Annotated in this window: 20 protein-coding genes; 9 read left to right on the plus strand and 11 right to left on the minus strand. The window is 69.5% G+C overall.

The window, feature by feature from the left end; genetic code table 11:
* Nucleotides 1-24 precede the first annotated feature (24 nt).
* Entirely contained in the window at nucleotides 25-2,832 is a 2,808-nt protein-coding gene (acnA, locus tag HDA45_RS40305; protein WP_184904549.1) for an aconitate hydratase AcnA, read from the minus strand.
* Nucleotides 2,833-3,173: 341 nt separating this feature from the next.
* Here acnA and HDA45_RS40310 point away from each other — a divergent pair, with 341 nt between their 5' ends.
* Nucleotides 3,174-4,523, plus strand: coding sequence for an NlpC/P60 family protein (locus tag HDA45_RS40310; RefSeq protein ID WP_184904551.1), 1,350 nt, complete (start codon nucleotides 3,174-3,176; stop codon nucleotides 4,521-4,523).
* 2 nt (nucleotides 4,524-4,525) lie between these two features.
* Entirely contained in the window at nucleotides 4,526-5,068 is a 543-nt protein-coding gene (gene mobA, locus HDA45_RS40315; RefSeq protein WP_184904553.1) for an NTP transferase domain-containing protein, read from the plus strand.
* On the opposite strand, the gene HDA45_RS40320 is transcribed toward mobA, so the two are convergent.
* The gene (locus HDA45_RS40320; protein ID WP_184904555.1) at nucleotides 5,065-6,063 is read right to left on the minus strand and encodes a glycosyltransferase; all 999 of its coding nucleotides are present in this window, start codon (nucleotides 6,061-6,063) and stop codon (nucleotides 5,065-5,067) included. The genes mobA and HDA45_RS40320 overlap by 4 nt on opposite strands.
* Before the next feature lie 245 nt (nucleotides 6,064-6,308).
* Between HDA45_RS40320 and HDA45_RS40325 the strand changes: the two genes are divergently transcribed.
* From HDA45_RS40325 to HDA45_RS40340, 4 genes are all read left to right on the plus strand, one after another.
* The gene (locus HDA45_RS40325; RefSeq protein WP_184904557.1) at nucleotides 6,309-7,379 is read left to right on the plus strand and encodes a TetR/AcrR family transcriptional regulator; all 1,071 of its coding nucleotides are present in this window, start codon (nucleotides 6,309-6,311) and stop codon (nucleotides 7,377-7,379) included.
* A gap of 118 nt (nucleotides 7,380-7,497) precedes the next feature.
* The gene (locus HDA45_RS40330; RefSeq protein WP_184904559.1) at nucleotides 7,498-8,568 is read left to right on the plus strand and encodes an AAA family ATPase; all 1,071 of its coding nucleotides are present in this window, start codon (nucleotides 7,498-7,500) and stop codon (nucleotides 8,566-8,568) included.
* Between the two features lie 164 nt (nucleotides 8,569-8,732).
* A complete protein-coding gene (locus tag HDA45_RS40335; protein ID WP_221473007.1) occupies nucleotides 8,733-9,617 on the plus strand; it encodes a DUF58 domain-containing protein in 885 nt (294 codons plus the stop codon).
* The gene (locus tag HDA45_RS40340; protein WP_184904561.1) at nucleotides 9,614-10,594 is read left to right on the plus strand and encodes a VWA domain-containing protein; all 981 of its coding nucleotides are present in this window, start codon (nucleotides 9,614-9,616) and stop codon (nucleotides 10,592-10,594) included. Before HDA45_RS40335 ends, HDA45_RS40340 begins: the two co-directional genes overlap by 4 nt.
* A 9-nt stretch (nucleotides 10,595-10,603) precedes the next feature.
* On the opposite strand, the gene HDA45_RS40345 is transcribed toward HDA45_RS40340, so the two are convergent.
* Nucleotides 10,604-12,568 carry a hypothetical protein gene (locus tag HDA45_RS40345; RefSeq protein WP_221471374.1) on the minus strand — a complete coding sequence of 655 codons (1,965 nt, stop codon included), beginning with the start codon at nucleotides 12,566-12,568 and terminating at the stop codon, nucleotides 10,604-10,606.
* 157 nt (nucleotides 12,569-12,725) lie between these two features.
* On the minus strand, nucleotides 12,726-13,187 hold the full coding sequence (locus HDA45_RS40350) for a TrmH family RNA methyltransferase (RefSeq protein ID WP_184904565.1): 462 nt from the start codon (nucleotides 13,185-13,187) through the stop codon (nucleotides 12,726-12,728).
* A 110-nt stretch (nucleotides 13,188-13,297) separates the two neighbouring features.
* Here HDA45_RS40350 and HDA45_RS40355 point away from each other — a divergent pair, with 110 nt between their 5' ends.
* Nucleotides 13,298-14,893: an alkaline phosphatase D family protein gene (locus HDA45_RS40355; protein ID WP_184904567.1), complete on the plus strand. Its 1,596-nt coding sequence runs from the start codon at nucleotides 13,298-13,300 to the stop codon at nucleotides 14,891-14,893.
* Here the strand turns inward: HDA45_RS40355 and HDA45_RS40360 are convergent.
* The 6 genes from HDA45_RS40360 to HDA45_RS40385 form a co-directional block, all read right to left on the minus strand.
* Complete coding sequence (locus HDA45_RS40360; protein ID WP_184904569.1) at nucleotides 14,881-15,312, minus strand: YbgC/FadM family acyl-CoA thioesterase; 432 nt, start codon at nucleotides 15,310-15,312, stop codon at nucleotides 14,881-14,883. The genes HDA45_RS40355 and HDA45_RS40360 overlap by 13 nt on opposite strands.
* 312 nt (nucleotides 15,313-15,624) lie before the next feature.
* Nucleotides 15,625-16,911, minus strand: coding sequence for an alpha/beta hydrolase (locus tag HDA45_RS40365; RefSeq protein ID WP_184904571.1), 1,287 nt, complete (start codon nucleotides 16,909-16,911; stop codon nucleotides 15,625-15,627).
* A gap of 102 nt (nucleotides 16,912-17,013) precedes the next feature.
* Nucleotides 17,014-17,955, minus strand: coding sequence for a TAXI family TRAP transporter solute-binding subunit (locus HDA45_RS40370; RefSeq protein WP_184904573.1), 942 nt, complete (start codon nucleotides 17,953-17,955; stop codon nucleotides 17,014-17,016).
* Nucleotides 17,952-19,352 (minus strand): ATP-binding protein, encoded by a 1,401-nt coding sequence (locus HDA45_RS40375; RefSeq protein ID WP_184904575.1) that lies wholly within the window; start codon nucleotides 19,350-19,352, stop codon nucleotides 17,952-17,954. The genes HDA45_RS40370 and HDA45_RS40375 overlap by 4 nt, the downstream gene beginning before the upstream one ends.
* Before the next feature lie 3 nt (nucleotides 19,353-19,355).
* Nucleotides 19,356-20,024 carry a response regulator transcription factor gene (locus HDA45_RS40380; protein WP_184904577.1) on the minus strand — a complete coding sequence of 223 codons (669 nt, stop codon included), beginning with the start codon at nucleotides 20,022-20,024 and terminating at the stop codon, nucleotides 19,356-19,358.
* Between the two features lie 10 nt (nucleotides 20,025-20,034).
* On the minus strand, nucleotides 20,035-21,387 hold the full coding sequence (locus HDA45_RS40385) for an MFS transporter (RefSeq protein WP_184904579.1): 1,353 nt from the start codon (nucleotides 21,385-21,387) through the stop codon (nucleotides 20,035-20,037).
* A 190-nt stretch (nucleotides 21,388-21,577) separates the two neighbouring features.
* Between HDA45_RS40385 and fabG the strand changes: the two genes are divergently transcribed.
* Both fabG and fabI read left to right on the plus strand, forming a co-directional pair.
* Nucleotides 21,578-22,282 (plus strand): beta-ketoacyl-ACP reductase, encoded by a 705-nt coding sequence (gene fabG, locus HDA45_RS40390; RefSeq protein ID WP_016334125.1) that lies wholly within the window; start codon nucleotides 21,578-21,580, stop codon nucleotides 22,280-22,282.
* Between the two features lie 51 nt (nucleotides 22,283-22,333).
* A complete protein-coding gene (gene fabI, locus HDA45_RS40395) occupies nucleotides 22,334-23,101 on the plus strand; it encodes an enoyl-ACP reductase FabI (RefSeq protein WP_184904581.1) in 768 nt (255 codons plus the stop codon).
* Nucleotides 23,102-23,163: 62 nt separating this feature from the next.
* Here fabI and HDA45_RS40400 read toward each other — a convergent pair whose 3' ends face one another.
* A complete protein-coding gene (locus HDA45_RS40400) occupies nucleotides 23,164-23,568 on the minus strand; it encodes a nuclear transport factor 2 family protein (protein WP_184904583.1) in 405 nt (134 codons plus the stop codon).
* Nucleotides 23,569-23,575 lie beyond the last annotated feature (7 nt).

Genomic DNA, 23,575 nt, shown 5'->3' on the forward strand with positions numbered 1-23,575 from the left:
GAAAGGGGCCTTCGCTTGTGGTGCTTACGCCTGGGTCATCTTCCGCAGGACGTACTGCAGGATGCCGCCGTTGCGGTAGTAGTCCGCCTCACCTGGGGTGTCGATGCGGACGTCCGCGTCGAACTCCACCTTCGTGCCATCGGTCTTCGTCGCGGTGACGTGGACCGTGCGCGGGGTCTCGCCGTCGTTCAGCTTCGTGATGCCCGAGATGTCGAAGGTCTCGGTGCCGTCGAGGCCGAGCGACGAGGCCGACTCGCCCGCCGGGAACTGCAGCGGGATGACGCCCATGCCGATCAGGTTCGACCGGTGGATCCGCTCGAACGACTCGGTGATCACCGCGCGCACGCCCAGGAGCGAGGTGCCCTTGGCCGCCCAGTCACGCGAGGAACCGGAGCCGTACTCCTTGCCGCCCAGGACGACCAGCGGGATGTCCTGCGCCGCGTAGTTCTGCGCCGCGTCGTAGATGAACGACTGCGGGGCGTCGTCCTGGGTGAAGTCGCGGGTGTAGCCGCCCTGCACGTCGTCCAGGAGCTGGTTGCGCAGCCGGATGTTCGCGAAGGTGCCGCGAATCATGACCTCGTGGTTACCGCGACGCGAGCCGTAGGAGTTGAAGTCCTTCTTCTCCACGCCGTGCTCGGTCAGGTACTGCGCGGCCGGGGTGCCCGGCTTGATCGCGCCGGCGGGGGAGATGTGGTCGGTGGTGACCGAGTCGCCCAGCTTCGCCAGCACGCGCGCGCCGGAGATGTCGGTGACCGCCGACGGCTCCGCCTTCATGCCGTCGAAGTACGGGGGCTTCCGGACGTAGGTGGACTCCGCGTCCCAGTCGAAGGTCTTGCCCTCGGGGGTCGGCAGCGACTTCCACCGCTCGCCACCGTCGAAGACGTCGGCGTAGTCCTTGGTGAACATCTCCTGCGTGATCGCGTAGTCGATGGTCTCCTGGATCTCCTTGGCCGATGGCCAGATGTCCTTCAGGAAGACGTCGTTGCCTTCGGTGTCCTGGCCGAGCGGCTGGTTCTCGAAGTCGAAGTCCATCGTGCCGGCGAGCGCGTACGCGATGACCAGCGGCGGCGACGCGAGGTAGTTCATCTTCACGTCGGGGTTGATCCGGCCTTCGAAGTTCCGGTTGCCCGAGAGCACCGAAACCGCGGTGAGGTCGTTCTCCTGGATCGCCGCGGAGATCTCGTCCGACAGCGGGCCCGAGTTGCCGATGCAGGTGGTGCAGCCGTAGCCGACCAGGTGGTAGCCCAGCTTCTCCAGGTACGGCCAGAGACCAGCCTTGTTGTAGTAGTCGGTGACGACCTGCGAACCCGGCGCCATCGAGGTCTTGACCCACGGCTTGACCGCGAGGCCCTTGTCGACCGCGTTCCGTGCGAGCAGCGCCGCGCCGAGCATGACCGACGGGTTGGAGGTGTTGGTGCACGAGGTGATCGAGGCGATCACCACGGCGCCGTGGTCGAGGATGAACTCGCCGCGGTCGGACGTGCTGACCTTGACCGGGTTGGTCGGGCGGCCGCTGTGGCCGTTCGCCGCCGACTGGACCTCGACGGCGTCCTCGTCCTTGAAGGAGAGGGCGGCGGGGTCGCTGGCCGGGAAGGTCTCCTCGACGCTCTCGTCGACGTTGGTGTGCGGGACCTGCTCGCCGCCGACGTAGTCGTGGATCGACTTGCGGAACGAGTTCTTCGCGTCGGTCAGCTCGATGCGGTCCTGCGGGCGCTTCGGGCCGGCGATCGACGGGACGACCGTCGAGAGGTCCAGCTCGATGTACTCGGAGTACTCCGGCTCGTGCGACGCGTCGTGCCAGAGGCCCTGCTCCTTGGCGTAGGCCTCGACGAGCGCGACCTGCTCCTCGGACCGGCCGGTGAGCTTGAGGTAGCGGACGGTCTCCTCGTCGATCGGGAAGATCGCCGCGGTGGAACCGAATTCCGGGCTCATGTTGCCGATGGTGGCGCGGTTGGCCAGTGGCACCGCGCCGACGCTCTCGCCGTAGAACTCGACGAACTTGCTGACCACACCGTGCTTGCGCAGCATCTCGGTGATGGTGAGCACGACGTCGGTGGCGGTGACGCCGGTCGGGATCTCGCCGGTGAGCTTGAAGCCCACGACGCGCGGGATGAGCATGGAGACCGGCTGGCCGAGCATGGCGGCCTCGGCCTCGATGCCGCCGACGCCCCAGCCCAGCACGCCGAGGCCGTTGACCATGGTGGTGTGCGAGTCGGTGCCGACACAGGAGTCGGGGTACGCCTGGCCGTTGCGGGACATCACCGTGCGCGCGAGGTGCTCGATGTTGACCTGGTGCACGATGCCGGTGCCCGGCGGGACGACCTTGAACTCGTCGAAGGCGCCCTGGCCCCAGCGGAGGAACTGGTAGCGCTCGCGGTTGCGCTCGTACTCGATCTCGACGTTGCGCTCGAAGGCGTCGGCGCGGCCGAAGACGTCGATGATGACCGAGTGGTCGATGACCAGCTCGGCGGGCGCGAGCGGGTTGACCTTGTCCGGGTCGCCGCCGAGGTCGGTGACGGCCTCGCGCATGGTGGCGAGGTCGACGACGCAGGGCACGCCGGTGAAGTCCTGCATGATCACGCGGGCGGGCGTGAACTGGATCTCGATCGACGGATCGGCTTTGGCGTCCCAGTTGCCGAGCGCGCGGATGTGGTCGGCGGTGATGTTCGCGCCGTCCTCGGTCCGCAGCAGGTTCTCGAGCAGGATCTTCAGGCTGTAGGGAAGGCGCTCAGAGCCCTCGACCTTGTTCAGGCGGAACACCTCGTAGGAGGCGTCGCCCACCTTCAGCGTGTCTTTGGCGCCGAAGCTGTCCTTGCTGGCGGGTGCAGTCACTTCTAACTCCAGTGGCGGGTCAGTTCGGTGTGTTCTCCAGGTCGTTCGGGTCGACCAGGAGCGAGTGTTGCGCACCCCCACCGTAAGTCCGGACCCGGGATGGCACACCTCGTTCGTCCCCACAAACAGTACGCCTGTACTTTTTGGGAGGCAACCCGACACGCGGGTAGGGAACGTCTCACCGACCTGCGGCCATTCGAGTGACGAAACGTTCGTCTGTTCGTCCCCCGTTGAGGGGAAATGGTGCCTACGGTGTGTAAGTTCCTGGTGGTGCTTCTGGTATTGCTGTGACAGCAGTGGCACAGTGAGCTCGTCGTTCAAGATCAGGAGGTGGGCGGATCGTGCGTGGTGAAACCGGGTCCCGGACCAGTGCCCGCCGTGGCGTGACCATCGGCGCGCTCGGCGTCGCCCTGTTGCTCGGGGTGACGGGTACCGCCATCGCGGTACCGCCGCCCCCGCCGAATCCCAGCGATTCCGAGATCAACTCCAGCAAGGCCGACGCCAACGCCAAGGCGGGCGATGTCGGCAGGCTCACCAATCAGCTGGCCCAGGCCGAGTCGAAGCTCTCTCAGCTCAACGACGAGGTCGAGCTGAAGATGGAAGAGGCCAACAAGGCCCGGGTCGACGCGGAGACGGCCCAGGACGAAGCGGCCCAGGCCGATCGTGAGGCACAGTCCGCGCGCACGGAGTCCGACGCTGCGCAGGCCACCATCGACAAGGCGCGCGCGGACCTCGACAAGTTCGCCGCCGCCAGCTTCCAGCAGGGCAGCACGGTCGGCTCGGTGTCGGCGTACCTGACCGCCGACAGCCCCAAGGAACTCCTCGGCCGCGCCCAGATGCTCGACGCGGTGGGCGGCAGCAGGCTCAACGCGCTCGACACGATGAAGCGCGCGCAGACGGAGAAGTCCAACAAGGACGCGACGGCGCGCAAGAAGCTGGAAATCGCGCAGGAGCGCAAGCGCGCGGCCGAGGCGGCCAAGCACGAGGCCGACAACGCGCAGAGCGCCGCTCAGCACGCGCAGGACACCCAGGCCACGCAGAACGGCTTGCTGGAAGCCGACAAGACCAACGTCGAGAAGCAGCTCTTCGAAGCGCAGCAGAAGGTCAGCGGCCTCCAGGGGCAGCGGCAACGTTACGAGGACTGGAAGGCGCAGAAGGCCCGCGAGGACGAAGAGCGCGCTCGTCAGGCCGCTCTCGCCGCGTCGAGGCCCAGTCAGGGCGGTGGCGGACGTCCGTCGAGCAGGCCCGTCCAGTCGGCTCCGGCCGGGTCGAGTGTCGAGGCCGTCGTCCAGCGCGCGTTGTCGCAGCTGGGACTCCCGTATGCGTGGGGCGGTGGCAACGGCTCCGGCCCGACGCGCGGTATCCGCGACGGCGGCACGGCGGATCGCTACGGCGACTACATGAAGATCGGTTTCGACTGCTCGGGGCTGATGATCTACGCGTTCGCCGGGGTGCGGTCGCTCCCGCACTACAGCGGCTATCAGTACAACGCCGGGCGGAAGGTGCCGCTTTCGCAGATGCGCCGCGGCGACATGCTCTTCTGGGGCGGCAGCGCGCGGGGAATCCACCACGTCGCGATGTACCTCGGGAACGGGCAGATGGTCGAGGCGCCGCAGTCGGGTCTGCGGGTCCGGATCGCGCCGGTGCGCTACGGCGGCATCATGCCGTACGCGACCCGTTTGATCGGCTAGGCGTGGCCTACGCCGGGATCGTCTTGGCGGGCGGTGCCGCGCGCCGTCTGTCCGGTGTGGACAAACCCGCGCTGCCCGTCGGCGGGAAACCGTTGCTGGCGAGGGCTCTGACGGCGCTCGCGGGCGCGGATCAGGTGATCGTCGTCGGCCCGGAACGGCCGGGATTCGGCGACGTCGTCTGGACGAGGGAAGCCGAGCCGGGCGCCGGTCCGGTGGCCGCGCTGGCGGCGGGGCTCGCGCTGGTGGACACGGAGATCGTCGTCCTGCTGGCCGGCGACCTCGCAGGCGTACGGCCGTCCACAGTGGAGCGTTTGGTGGCTTCGCTGGGTGCTGCTTCCGGCGCCGTGCTGGTCGACGCCTCGGGCGAGCGACAGTGGCTGCTCGGCGCCTGGTGGGTCGCGGCGCTGCGGGGCGCTTTGCCGGAGACGGTGGAGAACGCGTCGCTGCGGCGGACGTTGGGCGGCCTGGAGATCGTCGAGGTGCCCGAGGAACCGGGGGAGAGCGCCGACATCGACACCCCGGAGGATCTGGACCGGTTTTCCTAGCGCTGTCCGGCCCATTTCGGCAGGTCGCGGGCGACCTCGTCGGGGGAGGGCATCCGCGCGATCTCGTCGGCGATCGCGCGGGCCGCGTCACGGTGGTCGCTGTGTCGCAGCAGGGTCCGGGCGTGCTCGGTGATGGCGTCCGTGCTCAGTTCGCCGGGGAGGAGGCTCAGCGCGGCGCCCGCCGCGCCGAGGGTTTCGGCGTTGGCGAACTGGTCGGCCCCCTGGGGGAGGATCAGCTGTGGGGCGCCGACGGCGAGCGCGCCGAGGGTGGTGCCGCTGCCGCCGTGGTGCACGACAGCGTCGACGTGCGGCAAGAGTTCCGCTTGCGGTATCCACTCCCGGACGGTGACGTCGTCGGGCAAGACGCCGAGGTGATCCGGGCGGACCCGTCCCGAGGCGACCACCACCCGCGCGTCGAGCGCGGACAACCCTCGGATGGCCGTGGTCAGCAGTTCCGGCGTACCGAAGGCGGTGCCGAGCGTCAGGTAGATCAGTGGTCGAGCGGTTCGCTCGAGACGCCAGGGGGCCGGTTCGGAATAGGGCACGGGGCGCAGTTCGATGCGCTCGGCCGTCGCCAGGAAGGTCTTGTCCTGTAAGGACGGTGGGCAGATGTCGAGATGGGGCCGGTCGGGGAGGCCCGCCGCCGGTGTGGGCCGCTGGAGTCCGATCCCCTCGGGGAACAAGCGGCCGAATCCGTGCCAGAGGGCGGGAACGCCGGCGCGCTGCGCGGCGATGGCCGCTCCCGGTTGCCCCCATTCGTGGACGACGAGGTCCGGCCTCAGCCGTGCCAGTTCCGGTTCGAGGTCCTCGGCGTAGATCTCGTAGAACGAATCCGCGGGGCGAAAGGGCCGGAGCCCGTTTTCGAGCAGGGGAGCGTGGACGTTCTCGCCGACGGCGAAACGCACTTCGTGCCCGGCGTCCCTGGCGGCGATCGCGAGTGGGATCAGCGGGTACGTGTGGCCGATCGACGCGAGGCTGGTGAAGAGAACACGCATGAGATCAGGTCCCGGGGTCGGAGGGGCTAAGTCAGATGTGGCGGGCTCTTCGGGGATGTCTTCACGGACACCCGAACACACCGGCGGTCACAGTGAGGTCGCGTGAAGGGCTCCAGCGCGGAGACGTGACCACGCCACGTTGCCCTTCCCTCAACAGAATGGTTATATCAGATGTTCATGACATCTGAATGGGGCCGGTATTCTGCGCTCGGCAGGCGCGGTGACGGTGGGGACGAAGGGAAGCGATGGTCCGGCTCAGCAGGGCGCAGCTGCAGGAACACAACCGGGCCAAGGTCCTGGCCGCGGCCAGGGAAGAGCTCGTCGAGCGGGGCTTCCGTGACGCCAAGATCGACCGGATCGCCGAGCGTGCCGAGCTGACCCGGGGGGCGGTCTACTCCAACTTCCCGAGCAAACGCGCCCTCTACTTCGCCGTCCTGGTCCAGGAAGCCGAGGAGGCCTCCGGTCGACAGGGTGGGCCGCTCGCCGAGACGGCCGAAGCCGTACTGGGAGCCTTCGCGCGCGCCTGGATCGCCCGGCTCCCGCTGACCACTGACGAGCGACGCAGCGCGAGCAGGCTGCGCAGGGACCTCCTGCCCGAGATCGTGTCCGACGATCAGGTCAGCAGGCCGTTCTCACAACTGACGAGCCTCAGTGCGATCCTGTTAGGACTGTGCTTGGAACAGCTGCCGTCCTCGAAACGGAACGAAGCCCGTATGGTCCAGGTGGCCGAGATCGCCTTGACCACTTTGCACGGTGCGGGCCAGCTCGCCGCGGCCGCTCCCGGCTTCGGGGAACCCTTCGCCATCGTCCGCGCCTGTGAACGACTCGCCGAGCTCGACCTCGACGACAGGTGGGAGCCCGCCTACCTGCCCCACGTCTCGCCCGCCCGGCCCGCCGACGAGCAGTGGGCGCCGCCTGTCGTGACCGACGCGCTCCGCGGGGAGCCTGCCGACCTGGACCGAGACGGAGTTCTCGCCGTACTGGGCCTGCATCGGCTCGCCGCCATCGAGGAGGCACTGCGCGCCGCGCCGTCCGCCGACGCGGTCACCGCTGTGCTGGTCACCGGCGATCCCGGTGAACTCGGCCCCCTCGCCCGGTTGGGCATCGCCGACCTGCGCGACGGTCTCGCGTCCGCCGTCGCGCCCTCGGCGTGGCCACGGCTGCGGATCGTCCACGACGAATCCGGGGAACTCGCCGCGGCCGTGGGAGTCTCCGCCGTCAGCGACGCCACCGAAGCGGCCGTGCGCATCCGGAACGGCCGGATCATCGCCCGCGCCGAGGGCTACGGCGCCTGCCACGCCGCCACTTCCGCGTGAACCCTTCACAGCCGTCATACCGGTGGTCCGGTTGGCTACCTTCACGAACGGCTGTGCCACCGACCACTACGGTCACATCCGGACGCAAGAACGCAAGCGGTGAACACAGGAGGCACGAGTGACCGAGCCCGGCTACGCCGACGGCGCGCAGCAGCAGCCCGGAACGCCGGCGCGGGACGCCCAGTTGCTGGAGCGGACCGTGTTCGAGGTCAAGCGGATCATCGTCGGCCAGGACAGGCTGGTCGAACGGATGCTGGTCGGCCTGCTGGCCAGGGGCCATCTCCTGCTCGAAGGCGTTCCCGGTGTCGCGAAGACCCTCGCCGTCGAGACCTTCGCGCGAGTGGTCGGCGGCTCGTTCTCGCGGGTGCAGTTCACCCCGGACCTGGTTCCCGCCGACATCCTCGGCACCCGGATCTACCGCCAGGGCGCCGAGCGGTTCGACGTCGAACTCGGCCCTGTGGTGGCGAACTTCGTGCTCGCCGACGAGATCAACCGCGCGCCCGCGAAGGTGCAGTCGGCGATGCTCGAGGTGATGGCCGAGCGGCACGTGTCGATCGGCGGCCAGACGTTCCCGATGCCGGACCCGTTCCTCGTGCTCGCCACGCAGAACCCGATCGAGAACGAGGGTGTGTACCCGCTGCCCGAGGCGCAGCGCGACCGGTTCCTGTTCAAGATCGTCGTCGAGTACCCGACAGCCGAGGAAGAGCGGGAGATCATCTACCGGATGGGTGTCACCGCGCCCACTCCGCAAGAGGTGCTGAGCCCCGGCGAGCTGGTCCGGCTGCAGAACGTCGCCTCGCAGGTGTTCGTGCACCACGCGCTGGTCGACTACGTCGTCCGTCTCGTGCTCACCACCCGTACGCCGAACGACCACGGCCTCGCCGACGTCGCGGGCTGGGTGTCCTATGGCGCCTCGCCGCGTGCGAGCCTCGGCATCATCGCCGCTTCCCGGGCGCTGGCGCTGGTCCGCGGCCGGGACTACGTGCTGCCGCAGGACGTCGTCGACGTCGTTCCCGACGTGCTGCGTCACCGGCTCGTGCTGTCCTACGACGCGCTGGCCGACGGCGTGCCCATCGACCACATCATCACGCGGGTGCTCCAGACCGTGCCGCTGCCGCAGGTCTCGGCCCGTCCGCAGGGCGGATCCGGGCAGGGCGGCCCGGTTCCGGCCGGCGCACCCGTCAGGTAGGAACTGTCGGCGGAGCTGAAGATGGACCTGGAAAGGCGACCAGCGCGACGGCTGTCGACGTCGATCGCGGTCGCGGGTTCACCACTAGACGGTAGGACAAGAGCGTGAAGAACGAGAAGGGCGAACGTCCTTCCTGGGCACCGCCGGTACTCCGCGGGGAGCGGATGGAGGCGGGCCTGCGCACCCTCGAACTCGACGTGCGCCGCCGTCTCGACGGTCTGCTGCAGGGAAACCATCTCGGTCTGGTGCCGGGTCCCGGTTCGGAACCGGGGGAGGCCCGGCCGTACCAGCCCGGTGACGACGTCCGCCGGATGGACTGGGCGGTCACCGCCCGGACGACGAGCCCGCACATCCGGGAGACCGTCGCCGACCGCGAGCTGGAGACGTGGCTGGTGGCGGACGTGTCCGCGAGCCTCGACTTCGGCACCGCGCTGTGCGAGAAGCGTGACCTGGTCGTCTGCGCGACGGCCGCGGTCGCCCATCTGACCGGCGGGGGCGGCAACCGGATCGGCGCGCTCGTCTCCAACGGGGCGGGCAGTATCACCCGCATCCCGGCGCGCGGCGGCCTTCCGCACGCGCGGGGGTTGGTCCGCAAACTCGCCGAGACCCCGCGTGCCGAGGAAGGTGTCCGCGGGGATCTGGCCGCGGCACTGGAAAAACTGCGTCGTCCGCCGCGCCGTCGCGGGCTCGCCGTGGTGATCTCCGATTTCCTCGGTGACACCGAATGGCAGCGTCCGTTGCGCGCGCTCGGCGGTCACCACGACCTCATCGCCATCGAAGTCCTCGACCCGCGCGACATCGACCTGCCCGACGTGGGCACCGTCGTGCTGGCCGACCCGGAGACAGGGAAACAGCGCGAAGTGCACGCTTCGGCCTTGCTGCGCAAGGAATTCGGCGCCGCGGCGCATGCTCACCGGCAGGAGGTCGCGGCCGCGCTGCGGCGGGCCGGTGCCGCGCATCTGGTGCTGCGCACCGATTCGGACTGGATCGCGGACATGGTCCGGTTCGTGGTGGCCCGTAAACGCCGCTGGTCCGGTGGTGTCGCGTGAGCTTGACCGGATTCGCCTCGCCGTGGTGGTTCCTGCTGCTGCTGGCCGTGATCGCCGTGGCCGTGGGCTACGTGCTCTCCCAGCGCGCGCGGCGCAAGCGCACGATGCGGTTCGCCAACCTGGAACTGCTGGACAAGGTCGCGCCGAAGAGTCAGGGGTGGGTGCGGCACGTTCCCGCGATCCTGATCGTCCTCTCGCTGCTGGTGCTCACCGTCGCGCTCGCCGGGCCGACGGCCGAGCAGAAGGTGCCCCGCAACCGGGCCACCGTGATGCTGGTGATCGACACCTCGCTGTCGATGGAGGCGACCGACGTCGCCCCGACCCGGCTCAAGGCGGCTCAGGAGTCGGCGCGCTCGTTCGCGCAGAACATGACGCCGGGGGTGAACCTCGGGTTGATCTCGTTCGCGGGGACGGCGACCGTGCTGGTCGCGCCGACCACCGACCGCGGTGGTGTGGTGAAGGCGATCGACAACCTCAAGCTGGCGCAGTCGACGGCCACCGGTGAGGGGATCTTCGCCGCGTTGCAGTCGATCGAGAGCTTCTCGGCGATCGTCGGTGGCGCGGAAGGTCCGCCGCCCGCCCGGATCGTCCTGATGAGTGACGGCAAGCAGACCGTCCCGGACGATCTGTACGCACCGCGCGGTGGCTACACGGCCGCGCAGGCCGCGAAGCAGGCCCAGGTGCCGATCTCGTCGATCTCGTTCGGGACCACGCACGGCTCGGTCGACATCGACGGCAAACCGCAGGACGTGAAGGTCGACGACGAATCGCTGGAGGAGATCGCCCGGCTTTCCGGCGGCGACTTCTACAAGGCGGCGAGTGCGGACGAGCTGAAACGCGTGTACGACGACCTCGGCGAGCAGATCGGGTACGAGCTGAAGGACGCCGACGCGAGCAGGCCTTGGGTCATCATCGGGACGCTGGTGCTGATGATCGGCGCCGCCGCGTCGCTCTTCTTGGGGCAACGCCTGCCGTAGCGGGTTCGGCTACCGGGTGACCACCGCGTCCCCGGTGGCGGGCCAGCGCACCGCGTGCACCTGGCCGGCGCCGTTGTCGGACGAGCCCACGATGTCGCCGACGGCGTTGATGCCGTTGGCCTTGGTCCGGTGTCCGCCGGGCAGCGACGGCAGTTCCGTCACCGTCCCGTCCGGGGCCCAGCGCAGCGCCTGTCCCGGGGCTCCGGCGACCCCGGCTTCGTACGAACCCGACACGACCCCGGTGTCGCTGATCCCGGTCGCCTCGCCGCGGTACGTGCCGTCGGGGATGGACAGCTCGGTGATCCGGTCGTCGGGGCCCCACCGGACGGCGTGATCCCCGGAGTGGCCGACGACGTCGCCACGATCGTTGAGCGCGACGGCGTAGGTGTACTTCTCGCCGGGCAAGCCCGGCAGCTCGGTCACCGTCCCGTCCGGGGCCCAGCGGACCGCGTGCCTGCCGGTCTCGTCGCGGGGGTCGGAGCTTCCGACGATCACCCCGCGGTTGTTGATCGCCTTCGCGGTGCCACTGTCGTGACCGGGCAGGAGGGGCAAGAGGCTCGGCGTGCCGTCCGAGGCCCACCTCGTCGGCTGCAAGTTGCCGCGCCGGGAACGCGCGCTGCCGACGATCACCCCGCTGTCGTTGATCCCCCAGGCCAGCGAGCGATACGTGTGGTACTCCGGCTCCTTGAGGGCGGTCAGGGTCCCGTCCCGGTCCCACCGGATCGCGTGGTCCTTGCTCAGCTTCCTGTCGTCAGTACCCACGATGACGCCGTGAGCGTTGATGGCGTTGGCCTTCGGGGTGTTCGAGTCGGGGGAGAGGTCGGTGAGGACACCGCCCGGTGTCCAGGTGACGGGATGCGGCATGCCGTCCGGCGGGAGGGACTGGCCGATGGCCTGTCCGTGGACGTTGATCGCGGAAGCCTCCGCGCGGTCGCCGCCGGGGAACGAACGGCTCAGATCGGTGGCCTTGCCCGGCGCTGTCCACCGCGCGGCGTGCCGTCCGCGCGCGGAGGTCAGTTCGGAGGCGCCGACCACGACGCCGAGGGAGTTGATCGCCGTACCCGCGCTCTGGTCGTGTCCCGTCAGGGTGCCGAGGCCGGTGATCGTGCCCTGGGCGTCCCACACCACCGCGGAGTGGCGGCCGCTCCCGACGCCGGAGAGGCCGGTGACGACGCCGGAGTCGTTGATCGCCTTGGCGTTGCCGACCGGGTCCTCGGGGCGGAGGGAAGGCAGGGCGGTGACGGTGCCGTTCGCGGCCCAGCGCACCGGGTGGACACCGGAACCGCCCACGACGACCCCGGCGCTGTTGACACCTTGGGCCGAGCCGCGGTCGTCGCCGGGAAGCAGGGGCAACCGGACGACCGTGCCGTCAGGGTTCCAGCGCACGGCCTTTTCCCCGGAGGTCCCGACGATCACGCCCGCGTCGTTGCTCGCCGTGGCCGCCGACTTGGTGTCGCCCGGTGCCAAGGGAAGCAACGTCATGACGCCCTTCGCGTCCCACCTCGCCGCGCGTTCGACCGGCGGGCTGCCGATCGCGACGGTGCCTGCCACGACGCCCGCGGTGTTGACCGCGGTGGCCTCCGAGTGCCCGTAGCGGTCCGGCGAGCTCAACTCGGTGAACGAGCCGTCCGGACGCCAGAGCACCGGCCGTCGGACGGAGAGGTCGTCATAGGCCGAACCGGCGATGAACCCCTTGGCGTTGATCGCCCGTGCTTCTGTCATGCGATACGTGCTCGGCACCGCGAGCGGGACCACCGCGCCGTCGGCGTTCCAGCGCGCGGCGATCGCCCCGCCGGCGGCGGTGCTGTAGACGCCGGCCATGGTGCCGTCGTCGTTGATCGCGGTGGCGCGACTGTCGCTGTCGACCGGGAAAGCGCCGAGGTCGACGACCGGCACCGAAGCCCCCGCCGCCTCCTGCGCGCCGCCGAGCAAAAGGACCGAGACAAACCCGCACAGCAAGAACTTTCCCCGCATCACGTGAACCCCTCCCGATTCGCCCGAGTCGGAGTATGGCGAAACGCGGGCGGCGGCGGGAACCGCTGATCGGACGCGGGCACACTCGTCCGCTCGTATTTCGTGCGAGGTCTCAAAAATCCTTTGTGGATATGCGAAACCGGCTGTCCACAAAGGATCAGGGGGCGGCGAAGCCGTTCTGCCGCCAAGCCTCGTAGACGCTGATCGCCGCCGTGTTCGAGAGGTTCAGCGACCGGCTCGACGGCAGCATCGGCAGCCGGACCCGATCGGTCACCTGAGGAGCCTCCTGGACCTCGGGAGGCAGCCCCGCCGACTCCGGGCCGAACATCAGCACGTCACCGGGCTCGTACGCGACGTCGGTGTGCAGCCGCGTCGCGGAAGCGCTGAACGCGTAGACCCGGGCGGGCAGCAAAGCGGCCCAAGCCGCGTCGAGGTCCGCGTGGACGTGGACGCGCGCGAGGTCGTGGTAGTCGAGCCCGGCCCGCCGCAGCTGCTTGTCCTCCAGTGTGAAACCGAGCGGTTCCACCAGGTGGAGCTCACAACCGGTGTTCGCGGTCAAGCGGATCGCGTTACCCGTGTTGGGTGGGATTTCGGGGCGGTAGAAAAGGATGCGGAACACGAGGGTTGATCGTCTTTCGTTCACGGGCGCTTCGCCTGAGGGCGGCCGGGAGGCCATGTACGCGGACGAGCATGAGGCCGCCCGTGACCATCCCACCACAGGAGGGCTTCATGCCTTCGCTCCCTCACCCCCTGTCGCGGCGTCGCTTCCTCGGATATGGCTCCGCCGGCGCGGCCGCCGTCCTGCTGGGGACCGGTGCCTGGAACGCGGCCGGCGCGATGCCGCTCGCTCGCGGTGCCGGCGACCCGTTCACCCTCGGCGTCGCTTCGGGTGACCCGTTGCCCGGCGGCGTCGTGCTCTGGACCAGGCTCGCGCCGAAGCCCTACGAGGCCGACGGCTTCGGAGGCATGCCGAGGACGCCGGTGCGCGTCGAGTACGAAGTCTCGCTCGACGAGCGCTTCCGGGCCGTGATCCGCCGCGGTTCCGTGGTCGCCACACCCGAACTCGGCCACTCCGTGCACCCCGAGGTCCACGGTCTCGCGCCGGACCACGAGTACTTCTACCGCTTCCGCACCGGCGGCGAGGTCTCGCCGGTCGGCCGCACCCGGACGGCGCCCGTCGCGTGGTCTTCGCCGCGCGAGCTGAACTTCGCGTTCGCGTCCTGCCAGAACTGGGAGGCCGGGCACTTCACCGCCTACGACCACATGGCCGCCGAGGATCTCGACCTGGTCGTGCACCTGGGCGACTACCTCTACGAAAGCGGCGTCACGGGGGTCGGCCGCGGAACGCCGGTGGGGTCGCAGTTCAAGGGTGAGACCTTCGACCTGGCCCGATACCGGCTCCAGTACGCGCTCTACAAGTCCGAGGCGCCGCTGATGGCCGCGCACGCCGCCTTCCCGTGGATCCACGTCAACGACGACCACGAGGTCGAGAACAACTGGGCGGGCGACCTTTCCCAGGCCGACAACGAACCCGACCAGGACCCGGCGGTGTTCCGGCAGCGTCGCGCTCAGGCCTTCCAGGCGATGTACGAGCACCTGCCGTACCGCGTCGCCCAGCTGCCGAAGGGGCCGGACGCGCGCCTTCACCGGCGCCTGAGCTACGGCACGCTCGCCGACTTCACCATGCTCGACACCCGCCAGTACCGCGACGACCAGCCGTGCGGCGACGGCCAGTCGGCGAACTGCACCGAGCGGTTCGACGAGGACCGCACGCTGCTCGGCTCGGAACAGCGGAAGTGGCTGCTCGACGGCTTCTCCCGGTCCCACGCGCGGTGGCAGATCCTGGGCAACCAGGCGCCGATGGGCCAGACCGACACCGACGCGGGTGAAGCGACGAACGTCTACCTCGACCCGTGGGACGGCTACGTCGCCGACCGCGACCGTGTCCTCGCCGCGGCGCAGGACCGGGGGGTGCGGAACCTGGTGGTCATCACCGGCGACAGGCACCAGAACTACGCCTGGGACCTCAAGAAGAACTTCGGCGACCCGGGTTCGCCCACCGTCGCGAGCGAGTTCGTCGGGACGTCGATCACCAGCGGCGGCAACGGCGCCGACATGACGCCCGCCGGCGAGAACCTGCTGAAGGCCAACCCGCACATGAAGTTCTTCAACAACCAGCGCGGGTACGTCCGGGTCAACGTCAACCGGCAGCGCTGGCGCAGCGACTTCCGGGTGGTGCCGTTCGTCAACACCCCCGGCGCGCCGATCAGTACGCTGGCCAGCTACGTCGTCGAGGACCGGCGCCCCGGCGTTCAGTCCGCCTGAGCGGGCAGGAGGGCGGCGTACACCTCGCGCACGACCGCGGGTGGCGCCGCCTTCTTGAGCGTCGCCGGATCGACGAAGACGTAGCGGGTGGTCGCTTCGGTGCACACCGCGCCGTCGCGGCTGATCTCGAAGTCGATGATCAGCGACGTCGTGCCGAGATGGTTCATGAACACGGAGACGACCAGCTCGTCGTCGTAGCGGCAGGGCGCGCGGTAACGCAGGTTCGATTCGGCGACGACGACGTCGACACCGAGGGCCAGCGCCGCCTCGTGGGAGCCGTAAAGGGTTCTCTCCACTTCGAACATGGCCATGTCGACGTACGCGAGGTAGTTCGCGTTGAAGACGATGCCCTGCCCGTCGCACTCGTGGTAGCGCACGCGCAGCGGCATTTCGACGATCGGTTTCCGTGGCTCGGTCACGGTTTCAACCTACGTGAAGGCCCCTTCCCTCGGCTGAGCAGCAATGCCAGGAACTTGAGGTCGGCGGGGTCCTAGGTGTCCGGGTGTCCATAAAGGACACGCTCAGGTCCGTGAAGGCCTCCTTGAGGGACTCTGGGTCCCTCAAGGAGGCCTTCACGGACCACTTGCCGTTCACCGGTGAGCGACTACCGCGCCACTGAGGCGGTAGCCACCGGCGAAACTTCGCGACCTGCCCAAACGTGCCTGAACAGGCTCCCCCGCCGACCTTAAGTTCCTGGCATAGGGGGAAGGGGGCCTTCACGCGTGTGGGGCTCAGTCGATGAAATCGATGTTCGGATGACGCGGCGACTCGCCGTCGAACAGGTGCCGGTCACGGCCCTTCAGGTGCAGATCGAAGAACGCGCCGATGTAGTCCCGTTGCGCGGCCAGCGAACGACGGGGATCGATGGTGCCGATGACCGCCTCCCGCTTCTCCGGCGCCACGCGTGCGCCGAGCTGCGGCACGATGACCTGCAGATCGCTGTACGCCATGTGCGTGCTGCCGCCGCGCAGGAGCAGGTCGCGCTTCCAGCCCCGCTGGTTGGCCCAGAAATCCGCCCAGCTGCGGTCGAATTCGGGCGTCCGGTGGGTGTGCTGGAGCGGTTTCCCGTCCTGGCCGACCCCTTCGGCGCCCATCAGCATGAACGGCCGGTCGAGACCGCGTTTCGTGACCTCGCCCGGTACATAGGGGCTCCCCGGTGGGTAGCCGAACGCGGTCGCCATCGCGCCGTCCAGGTTGATCCCGGCGTCGATCCGGCGATCGTGGACCATCGTCTCGCCCGCGGTGAACCCACCGTAGGAATGCCCGTAGGCGCCGACCTTGGACAGGTCGAGCGACCAGCCGAGCCCGCGGGGAAGCTGCCGCTTCTCCGCGTCCGGGTTCTCGCCCCGGGTGATCTTCGCGAGCTGGTCGAGGACGAACCGGCTGTCGGCGACCCGCGCGTCGAGCGCCTTCTTCATGAATTCGGGGCCTTCTCCCTGCGGTAGGGCAGTTTCCAGCCGTCCGCCGGGGAATTCGACCGCCGCGCTCTCGTAGGTGTGCGAGAGCGAGACGACCACGTAGCCACGGCTCGCGAGATCGTCGACGATCGCCGAGTATGTCTCCCGTGGGCCGCCGAAACCGGGGGAGAACAGCGCGACGGGCTTCGGCGCGCCGTGCGCCACCGGGACGCCGATCTCGGCCCTTCGTTTCGCCGACGCCCAGTCGATGGAGCCGACGGGGAGACCGAGGTAGTTCTCGCCCGCCAGCGCTTGGTCGATGACGGTGCTCATCCCCGGCGTGAGCCATGGCGCGCGCGGAGCTTCGGCGAACCGGTCCGCCGGATAGGTGACGGTGACCATGAGTTCCCGGCGCCGTTCCGGTTTCCACGGATCTGGGCGGGAACTGTCGATGAGGTGGAGGTCGGTGGTGCCGACCTCGTACTGACCGGTGAGGGCGGGTGCGGTGAGTTTGGCCTGCTCCGCCGCGACGGCGGGAGCTGTCGTGGCGAGCCCTCCCGCGAGCGCGAGGCCCGCGACGAGTGCCGAACCCCGCACCACCCTGGTGTGTCTCGATGACACTGCTGGAGTCCTTCCGGATCGGGGGCGGCCCGACGACCGCCTCCCTTCCGACCATGGCAGCGCCACCGGGTGACGCGCATCCCTCTGGAGACGGAGCCCTGGTCACCCGTGCAGGGCACGGTAGGCCGCCGCGGCACCAGGGTGCAGCGGCACCTTGCCGGTGCCGATCAGCGTCCGGACGTCGAGGAACTGGGTTCCGACGGCGGGCGCCGGGACCAGGTCGGCGGCGTGCCCGGCCAGCACCCGCGCGACGGCGGCCGCGACGTCGTCGGGCAGGGAAGGTGCCGCCAGCAGGAGGTTCGCGACGCCGATCGTCCGCAGCTCGCCGACTCCTCGATACGCCTGAGCCGGGACGTGGACCTGGTCGTACACCGGACCGTAGCCCGCGCGCAGGGCCGGGAGGTGGGCGTCGAGCGGGAGGAGGGTGATCGGAGTGGTCCGGTTCAACTCGGTGAGCGCGGGCGTGGGGATCCCGCCGGACCAGAACAGCGCGTCGACCTCGTGCGCCACCAGCGCGTTGATCGCCTCCCCGAGCAGGAGGTTCTTCGCGTCCACCGGGAGTTCGGCGCGGGCGAACAGCCGGGTGCTGAACACCGCGACGCCGGAGCCGTTCGCGCCCATCGCCACCGGCCGCCCGGCCAGATCGGCGAGTGACCGGACACCGCCGTCCGCGCGGACCACGAGCTGGTGGTAGTTCTCGTAGACGCGGCCGATGGCCGAGAACGCGATCGGGACGGAGAACGGCTCTGCTCCCGCGAAGGCGGATTCGGCGACATCGCCGAGGACGAGCCCGAGATCGGCCCTGCCGTCCCTCAATCGCCGCAGGTTCTCGACGCTGGCCTCGGTCGCGACGGCCGTCACGCGCAGCCGTGATTCCGCCCGGTTCAGCTGCTGGGCCAGCAGCTCCGCGAAGGCGAGATAGAAACCGCCGCTCTCGCCCGCCGCGATGACGACCTCCCGTTCGGGGCCCTGGTAGCCCACCGTCGAGCAACCCGCGAGCGTGGCGAGCCCGGCGAGGAGTGCGGTCCGCCTGGTGACGGTCATGGCGTCTCCTCGGCCAGCGGGAGTGCGACGCGGACTTCGAGTCCGTGCGGTTTCGCCTCGCGCAGCTCGAGTTTCCCGCCGCGGGCGAGTACGTGCTGGTTCGCGATCGCGAGGCCGAGCCCCGTTCCCCGCGGCGCGCCGTCGCCACCGGCACGCCAGAACCGTTCGGTCGCCCGTTCGCGGTCCTCTGTGGACAGTCCGGGACCGTTGTCGGACACGAAGACCGTGGCGGTGGCGCCGTCGGTTTCGTAGCCGGTGGTGATGGTCGCGCCCCGGCCCGCGTAGTGCACCGCGTTGTCCAGCAGGACATCCAGCACCTGGGCGAGATCGCCTTCCGGGCACCGCACCGGCACCGGTGTGTGGTGACCTTCGGCGGCGGGGAGATCGACTCCGGCGTCGTCGGCCGACGGCCGCCACGCGTCGACGCGTTCCGCGAGCACGGACGGGAGATCGCAGGGTTCGTCGCCGGCTTCGCCCGCGGCGAGGCGGGTCGCGGCGCTTTCGGCGAGCGCCAGTGCCAGCAGTCCGTCGAGCAAGGACTCCAGGCGTTCGACCTCGGCGACCGTCGCCCGGTAGACCCGTTGCCCGTCGCCGTCGACCTGCGCGGCCAGCGAATCCACGCGCAACCGCAAGGCCGCCATGGGATTCCGCAGCTGGTGCGACGCGTCCGCGACGAGCCGCCGCTGCTGTTCGGACGCCTCGACGACGGCGTCGGACATCCGGTTGAACGACGTCGCGAGCGATCGCAGCTCCCTCGGCCCCGCCTTGTCGGGAACCTGCGCGCGATGCCCGCCGGTCACCGCCTCCACACCGGTCTCCAGTTCGTGCAGCGGCCGCACCATCCACCGTGCCAGCAGGACCGCGAGCAGTACGAACACCGCCGCGACCAGCACCGCGCCCGCGACGATCGCGGCCCAGCGGGTGGCGACGTCGGCCGCCGCCGTGGTCACCGCCGCCCTGAGCACGACCACCCCGGCCACCCGGGTCCCGGTACCGACCGGACGGGCGAAGTAGACCGGATCCGCCGACCACGGGCTCAGCTGTTCGGGGCCTTTCGCGGGCTGGTTGCGGAGCGCGGACTCGACGAGCGAGTGCACCACCGGTTCCGCGGCGGCCATGCCGCCGGTCTCGACCAGTGGCATTCCGCGTGCGTCGACCACCACGACGGCTTCGCCGTATAACGACGAATACCGCGCGGCTTCGACCGTCAGCGCTGTCGCGTCTTCGGCGTCGACGGCCTGCTGGGCGAGGACGACGAACCTGTCGACGTCGGCGTTGCGAGCGATGACCAGCTGCTGCGTCCGCTGCGCGGCCGTCGATCCGAACAGCGGGATCGCGAACGCGGCGACCACCGTCAGCGCGAGCGCGACGAGGACGACCAGCAGCCGGGCACGCACCGGTCAGTCCCGGCCGAAGCGGTAGCCGAAACCCCGGATCGTGGTCAGCAGCCCCGGCCGGTCGAGTTTCGCGCGCAGCTGGGTCAGGTGCACGTCGAGCGAGCGGGAGACGGCGAGGTACGCGTCGCCCCAGACCTCGTCCATCAGCTGCTGCCTGCTCACCGCGGTGCCGGGCCGGGCGGCGAGCACCGCCAGGACGGCGAACTCCTTGGTGGTGAGGCCGACGTCGTTCCCGTCGACCAGCACGCGCCGCGCCGCGAGGTCGATTTCGACGTCCTCGACACGGACGACGTCGTCCTGCGGCGCGGCCGAGACGGCGGCGCGGCGGACGACCGCGTCCATCCTCGCCAGCAGTTCGGCGAGGCGGACCGGTTTGGTCAGGTAGTCGTCGGCGCCGAGCCGCAGCCCGCGCACCACGGACCGCTCGTCGCCGCGCGCGGTGAGGACCAGCACCGGCACCAGCGAAACCTGACGCACCTTCCTGAGGACGTCGAGCCCGTCCATGTCGGGCAGGCCGAGGTCCAGCAGGATCACGTCGGCTTCGCGGTGCCGGTGCAGCGCGTCGCAGCCCCGGATCGCGTGGGAGACGGTGTGGCCGCGCGTTTGCAAGGTCTCGGAGAGCGCGTCGGCGACGCTGGCGTCGTCTTCGACAAGCAGCACCCGCACGGCCATACCCTTCCGCCTAGCCTTCTCGGCCGGAAACCAGCTCGGGCTCCGGCTTCTTCTCGAGCTCGGAGGTCTTCGAGGTTTCCCGCATTGTGCCGTAAACGATGAGCGACACCAGGACACAGCCCGCGACGTAGAAGAAGAACACCGATTCGTGGCCCGCCCCCTTCAGCGCCTGCGCGATGAGCTCGGCGGTGCCGCCGAAGATCGCCACCGTGAGCGCGTAGGGGAGACCGACGCCGATGGCGCGGATCTTCGTCGGGAACAGCTCGGCCTTCACGATCGCGTTGATCGAGGTGTACCCGGTGACGATCACCAGCCCGGCCAGCATCAGCAGGAAGGCGAGCACCGGCTCCTTCGTCCCGCCCATCAGCGTCATGATCGGGACGGTCAGCAGCGTTCCGGCGATGCCGAAGAACATCAGCAGCGGGCGGCGGCCGATCCGGTCGGAGAGCTTGCCCGCGAACGGCTGCAGGATCGCGGCGACGAGGATCGCGCAGAAGAGGATCAGCGTGACCGTCCGGCGCGGGATGCCCGCGGTGTTCTCCATGAACTTCTGGCTGTAGGTGGCGAAGGTGTAGAACGACACCGTGCCGCCGAGGGTGAGGCCGACGACGAGCGCGATCTCCTTGGGATACTTGATCAGCGCCCGCAGCGTGCCCTTGTCACCCGCGTCCTTGCCGGTGCCGGACGCCTTCGACTCCTCGAAGCTGGCCGACTCGTCCATCCCGCGGCGCAGGAACATCACCACGACCGCGGCCAGCGCGCCGACGACGAACGCGATCCGCCAGCCCCACGAGGTCAGCTGCTGCTCGGTGAGGATGGCCTGCAGCAGCAGCTGGAGGCCGAGCGCCAGCAGCTGGCCGCCGTACAGCGTCACGTACTGGAAGCTCGAGTAGAACCCGCGTTTGCCGGGAGTGGCCACTTCGGACAGATAGGTCGCGGAGGTCGAATACTCGCCGCCGACCGAGAGCCCTTGGATGAGCCTGGCGACCAGCAGCAGGATCGGCGCGGCGATGCCGATCGTGGCGTAGGTCGGGGTCAGCGCGATCATCAGCGATCCGGCCGCCATCAACGTGACGGAAAGCACGAGTGCGCTTCGTCGCCCGAACCGGTCGGCGAACCGGCCCAGCATCCAGCCGCCGAGCGGCCGCATGAGGAATCCGACGGCGAACACCGCCGCGGTGCCGAGGAAGGCCGCCGTCGTGTCCTTGGTGGGGAAGAAGGACTTCGCGAAATACGTGGTGAAGGCGGCGTAGGCGTACCAGTCGTACCACTCGACCAGGTTGCCGATCGAGCCGCGCAGCACGTTGCCGACGACTCGCCTCTCGCTTACGGGCGGCGACGTTTCACCGATCCGGGTTGTCATCTTTGACCTCCTGTGTTCCGGCTCACGGTGAACAATCCGTGACGACGGGGCAAGGTTTCGGCCCGGTTCCTAACATCCGCTTAGGACGGTCGCGGTTACCCGGAGGTAGGGGTGGCGCGGCTCCGGCTGGTCCCGGGTGAGCCGATAACCTCAGGGCGTCAGCGGACGAAGACGAGGCGAGGAGAGCTCTGTGGGACGGTCGGTACTGGTCACCGGCGGCAACCGCGGCATCGGTTTGGCGATCGCGAAGGACCTCGCGGCGCAGGGACACAAGGTCGCGATCACGCACCGCGGTTCCGGCGCGCCCGAAGGCCTCTTCGGGGTGCAGGCCGACGTCACCGACGCCGAGCAGATCGACGCCGCCTTCAAGCTCGTCGAGGAGCACCAGGGTCCGGTCGAGGTCCTCGTCGCGAACGCGGGCATGACCGACGACACCCTGCTCATGCGCATGAGCGAGGAGCAGTTCACCCGCGTGGTGGACGCCAACCTCACCGGCGCCTACCGGGTCGCCAAGCGCGCCTCCCGCGGCATGCTGCGCGGGAAGTGGGGCCGCTACATCTTCATCTCGTCCGTCGTCGGCCTCACCGGGTCCGCGGGCCAGGTCAACTACGCGGCGAGCAAGGCCGGTCTCGTCGGTCTCGCCCGCTCGCTCGCGCGTGAGCTGGGCTCGCGCAACATCACCTCGAACGTCATCGCCCCCGGCTTCGTCGCCACGGACATGACCGACGAGCTCGGTGAGGACCGCAAGAAGGAGATCCTCGCCCAGGTTCCCTCCGGCCGGTACGCCGAGCCGTCGGAGATCGCCGCCGCCGTCCGCTACCTCGCCTCCGAAGAGGCCGGTTACGTCAACGGCGCGGTGCTGCCGGTCGACGGCGGCCTCGGCATGGGCCACTGACGTCCCCCGTATTCCCGCACTGAAACAACCCCACTTCGGACTGGAGGTCCCGTGCCAGGACTGCTCGAAGGCAAGCGCCTGCTGATCACCGGCGTCATCACCGACGCCTCGCTCGCGTTCCACGCGGCCAAGATCGCGCAGCAGGAGGGCGCGAAGGTCGTGCTCACCGGCTTCGGCAGGCTGTCGCTCGTCGAGCGCATCGCCAAGCGTCTCCCCGAGGCGGCGCCGGTGCTGGAGCTGGACGTCACCAACCAGGAGCACCTCGACTCGCTCGCCGACCGGGTCCGTGAGCACGTCGACGGCCTCGACGGTGTGCTGCACTCGATCGGATTCGCCCCGCAGTCCTGCCTCGGCGCGCCGTTCCTGGACGCCCCCAGTGAGGACGTGAAGGTGGCCGTCGACGTTTCGGCGTACTCCTTCAAGTCCCTCGCGGTCGCGACCCTGCCGCTGCTCTCGCGCGGCTCGTCGATCGTCGGCATGGACTTCGACGCGCGCGTCGCTTGGCCCGCCTACAACTGGATGGGCGTGGCGAAGGCGGCGCTGGAGTCGGTCAACCGGTATCTGGCCCGTGACCTGGGCCCGCAGGGCATCCGGGTCAACCTGGTCAGCGCCGGCCCGATGAAGACCATGGCCGCGAAGTCGATCCCCGGGTTCGCCGATCTGGAGAACGGCTGGGGCGACCGCGCTCCGCTCGGCTGGGACAGCTCCGACCCGGACCCGACGGCGAAGTCCGTCTGCGCCGTGCTGTCGGACTGGCTGCCCGCGACCACCGGCTCGATGATCATGGTCGACGGCGGTCTGCACGCGACCGGCTTCTGATTTCGTAGGTACATGAAGGCCCCCTTCCTTGCGCTAGGCGCAAGGAAGGGGCCTTATGTACCTCAGGGGAGGATGGCGTTGGCGACGTGCCAGGAGTCCTCGAGCAGCAGGTACTTGGCGATCCGGCCGTCATTGTCCACTTCGAACTGGATGGTGAAGGGCGAGTCGATCACCTTGCCGGTGGTGCGGATGATCGAGCGCAGGCGCCCGATCGCGACCGCGTGTGGTCCGTCCACCAGCACGCGTTCGATGTCGAACCGGTCCTTGATGATGCCCTTGTCGAGCAGGTCGTAGAACTCGCGGACTCCCGCCCGGTTCCGGCGCGGGCCGATCCACGGGACGAGCTCGGTCGCGCCGGGGATGTCCCACTCGACGTTGTCGGCGAAGAGTTCGATGACGCTGTCAGTGTCCCCTGTGGACATCCGGCGGAAGAACTCGTCCAAAGTGGATCGTGTTCGGTCGGTCATGTTTTTC

Source organism: Amycolatopsis umgeniensis (assembly GCF_014205155.1).
Classification (GTDB): Bacteria; Actinomycetota; Actinomycetes; order Mycobacteriales; family Pseudonocardiaceae; genus Amycolatopsis; species Amycolatopsis umgeniensis.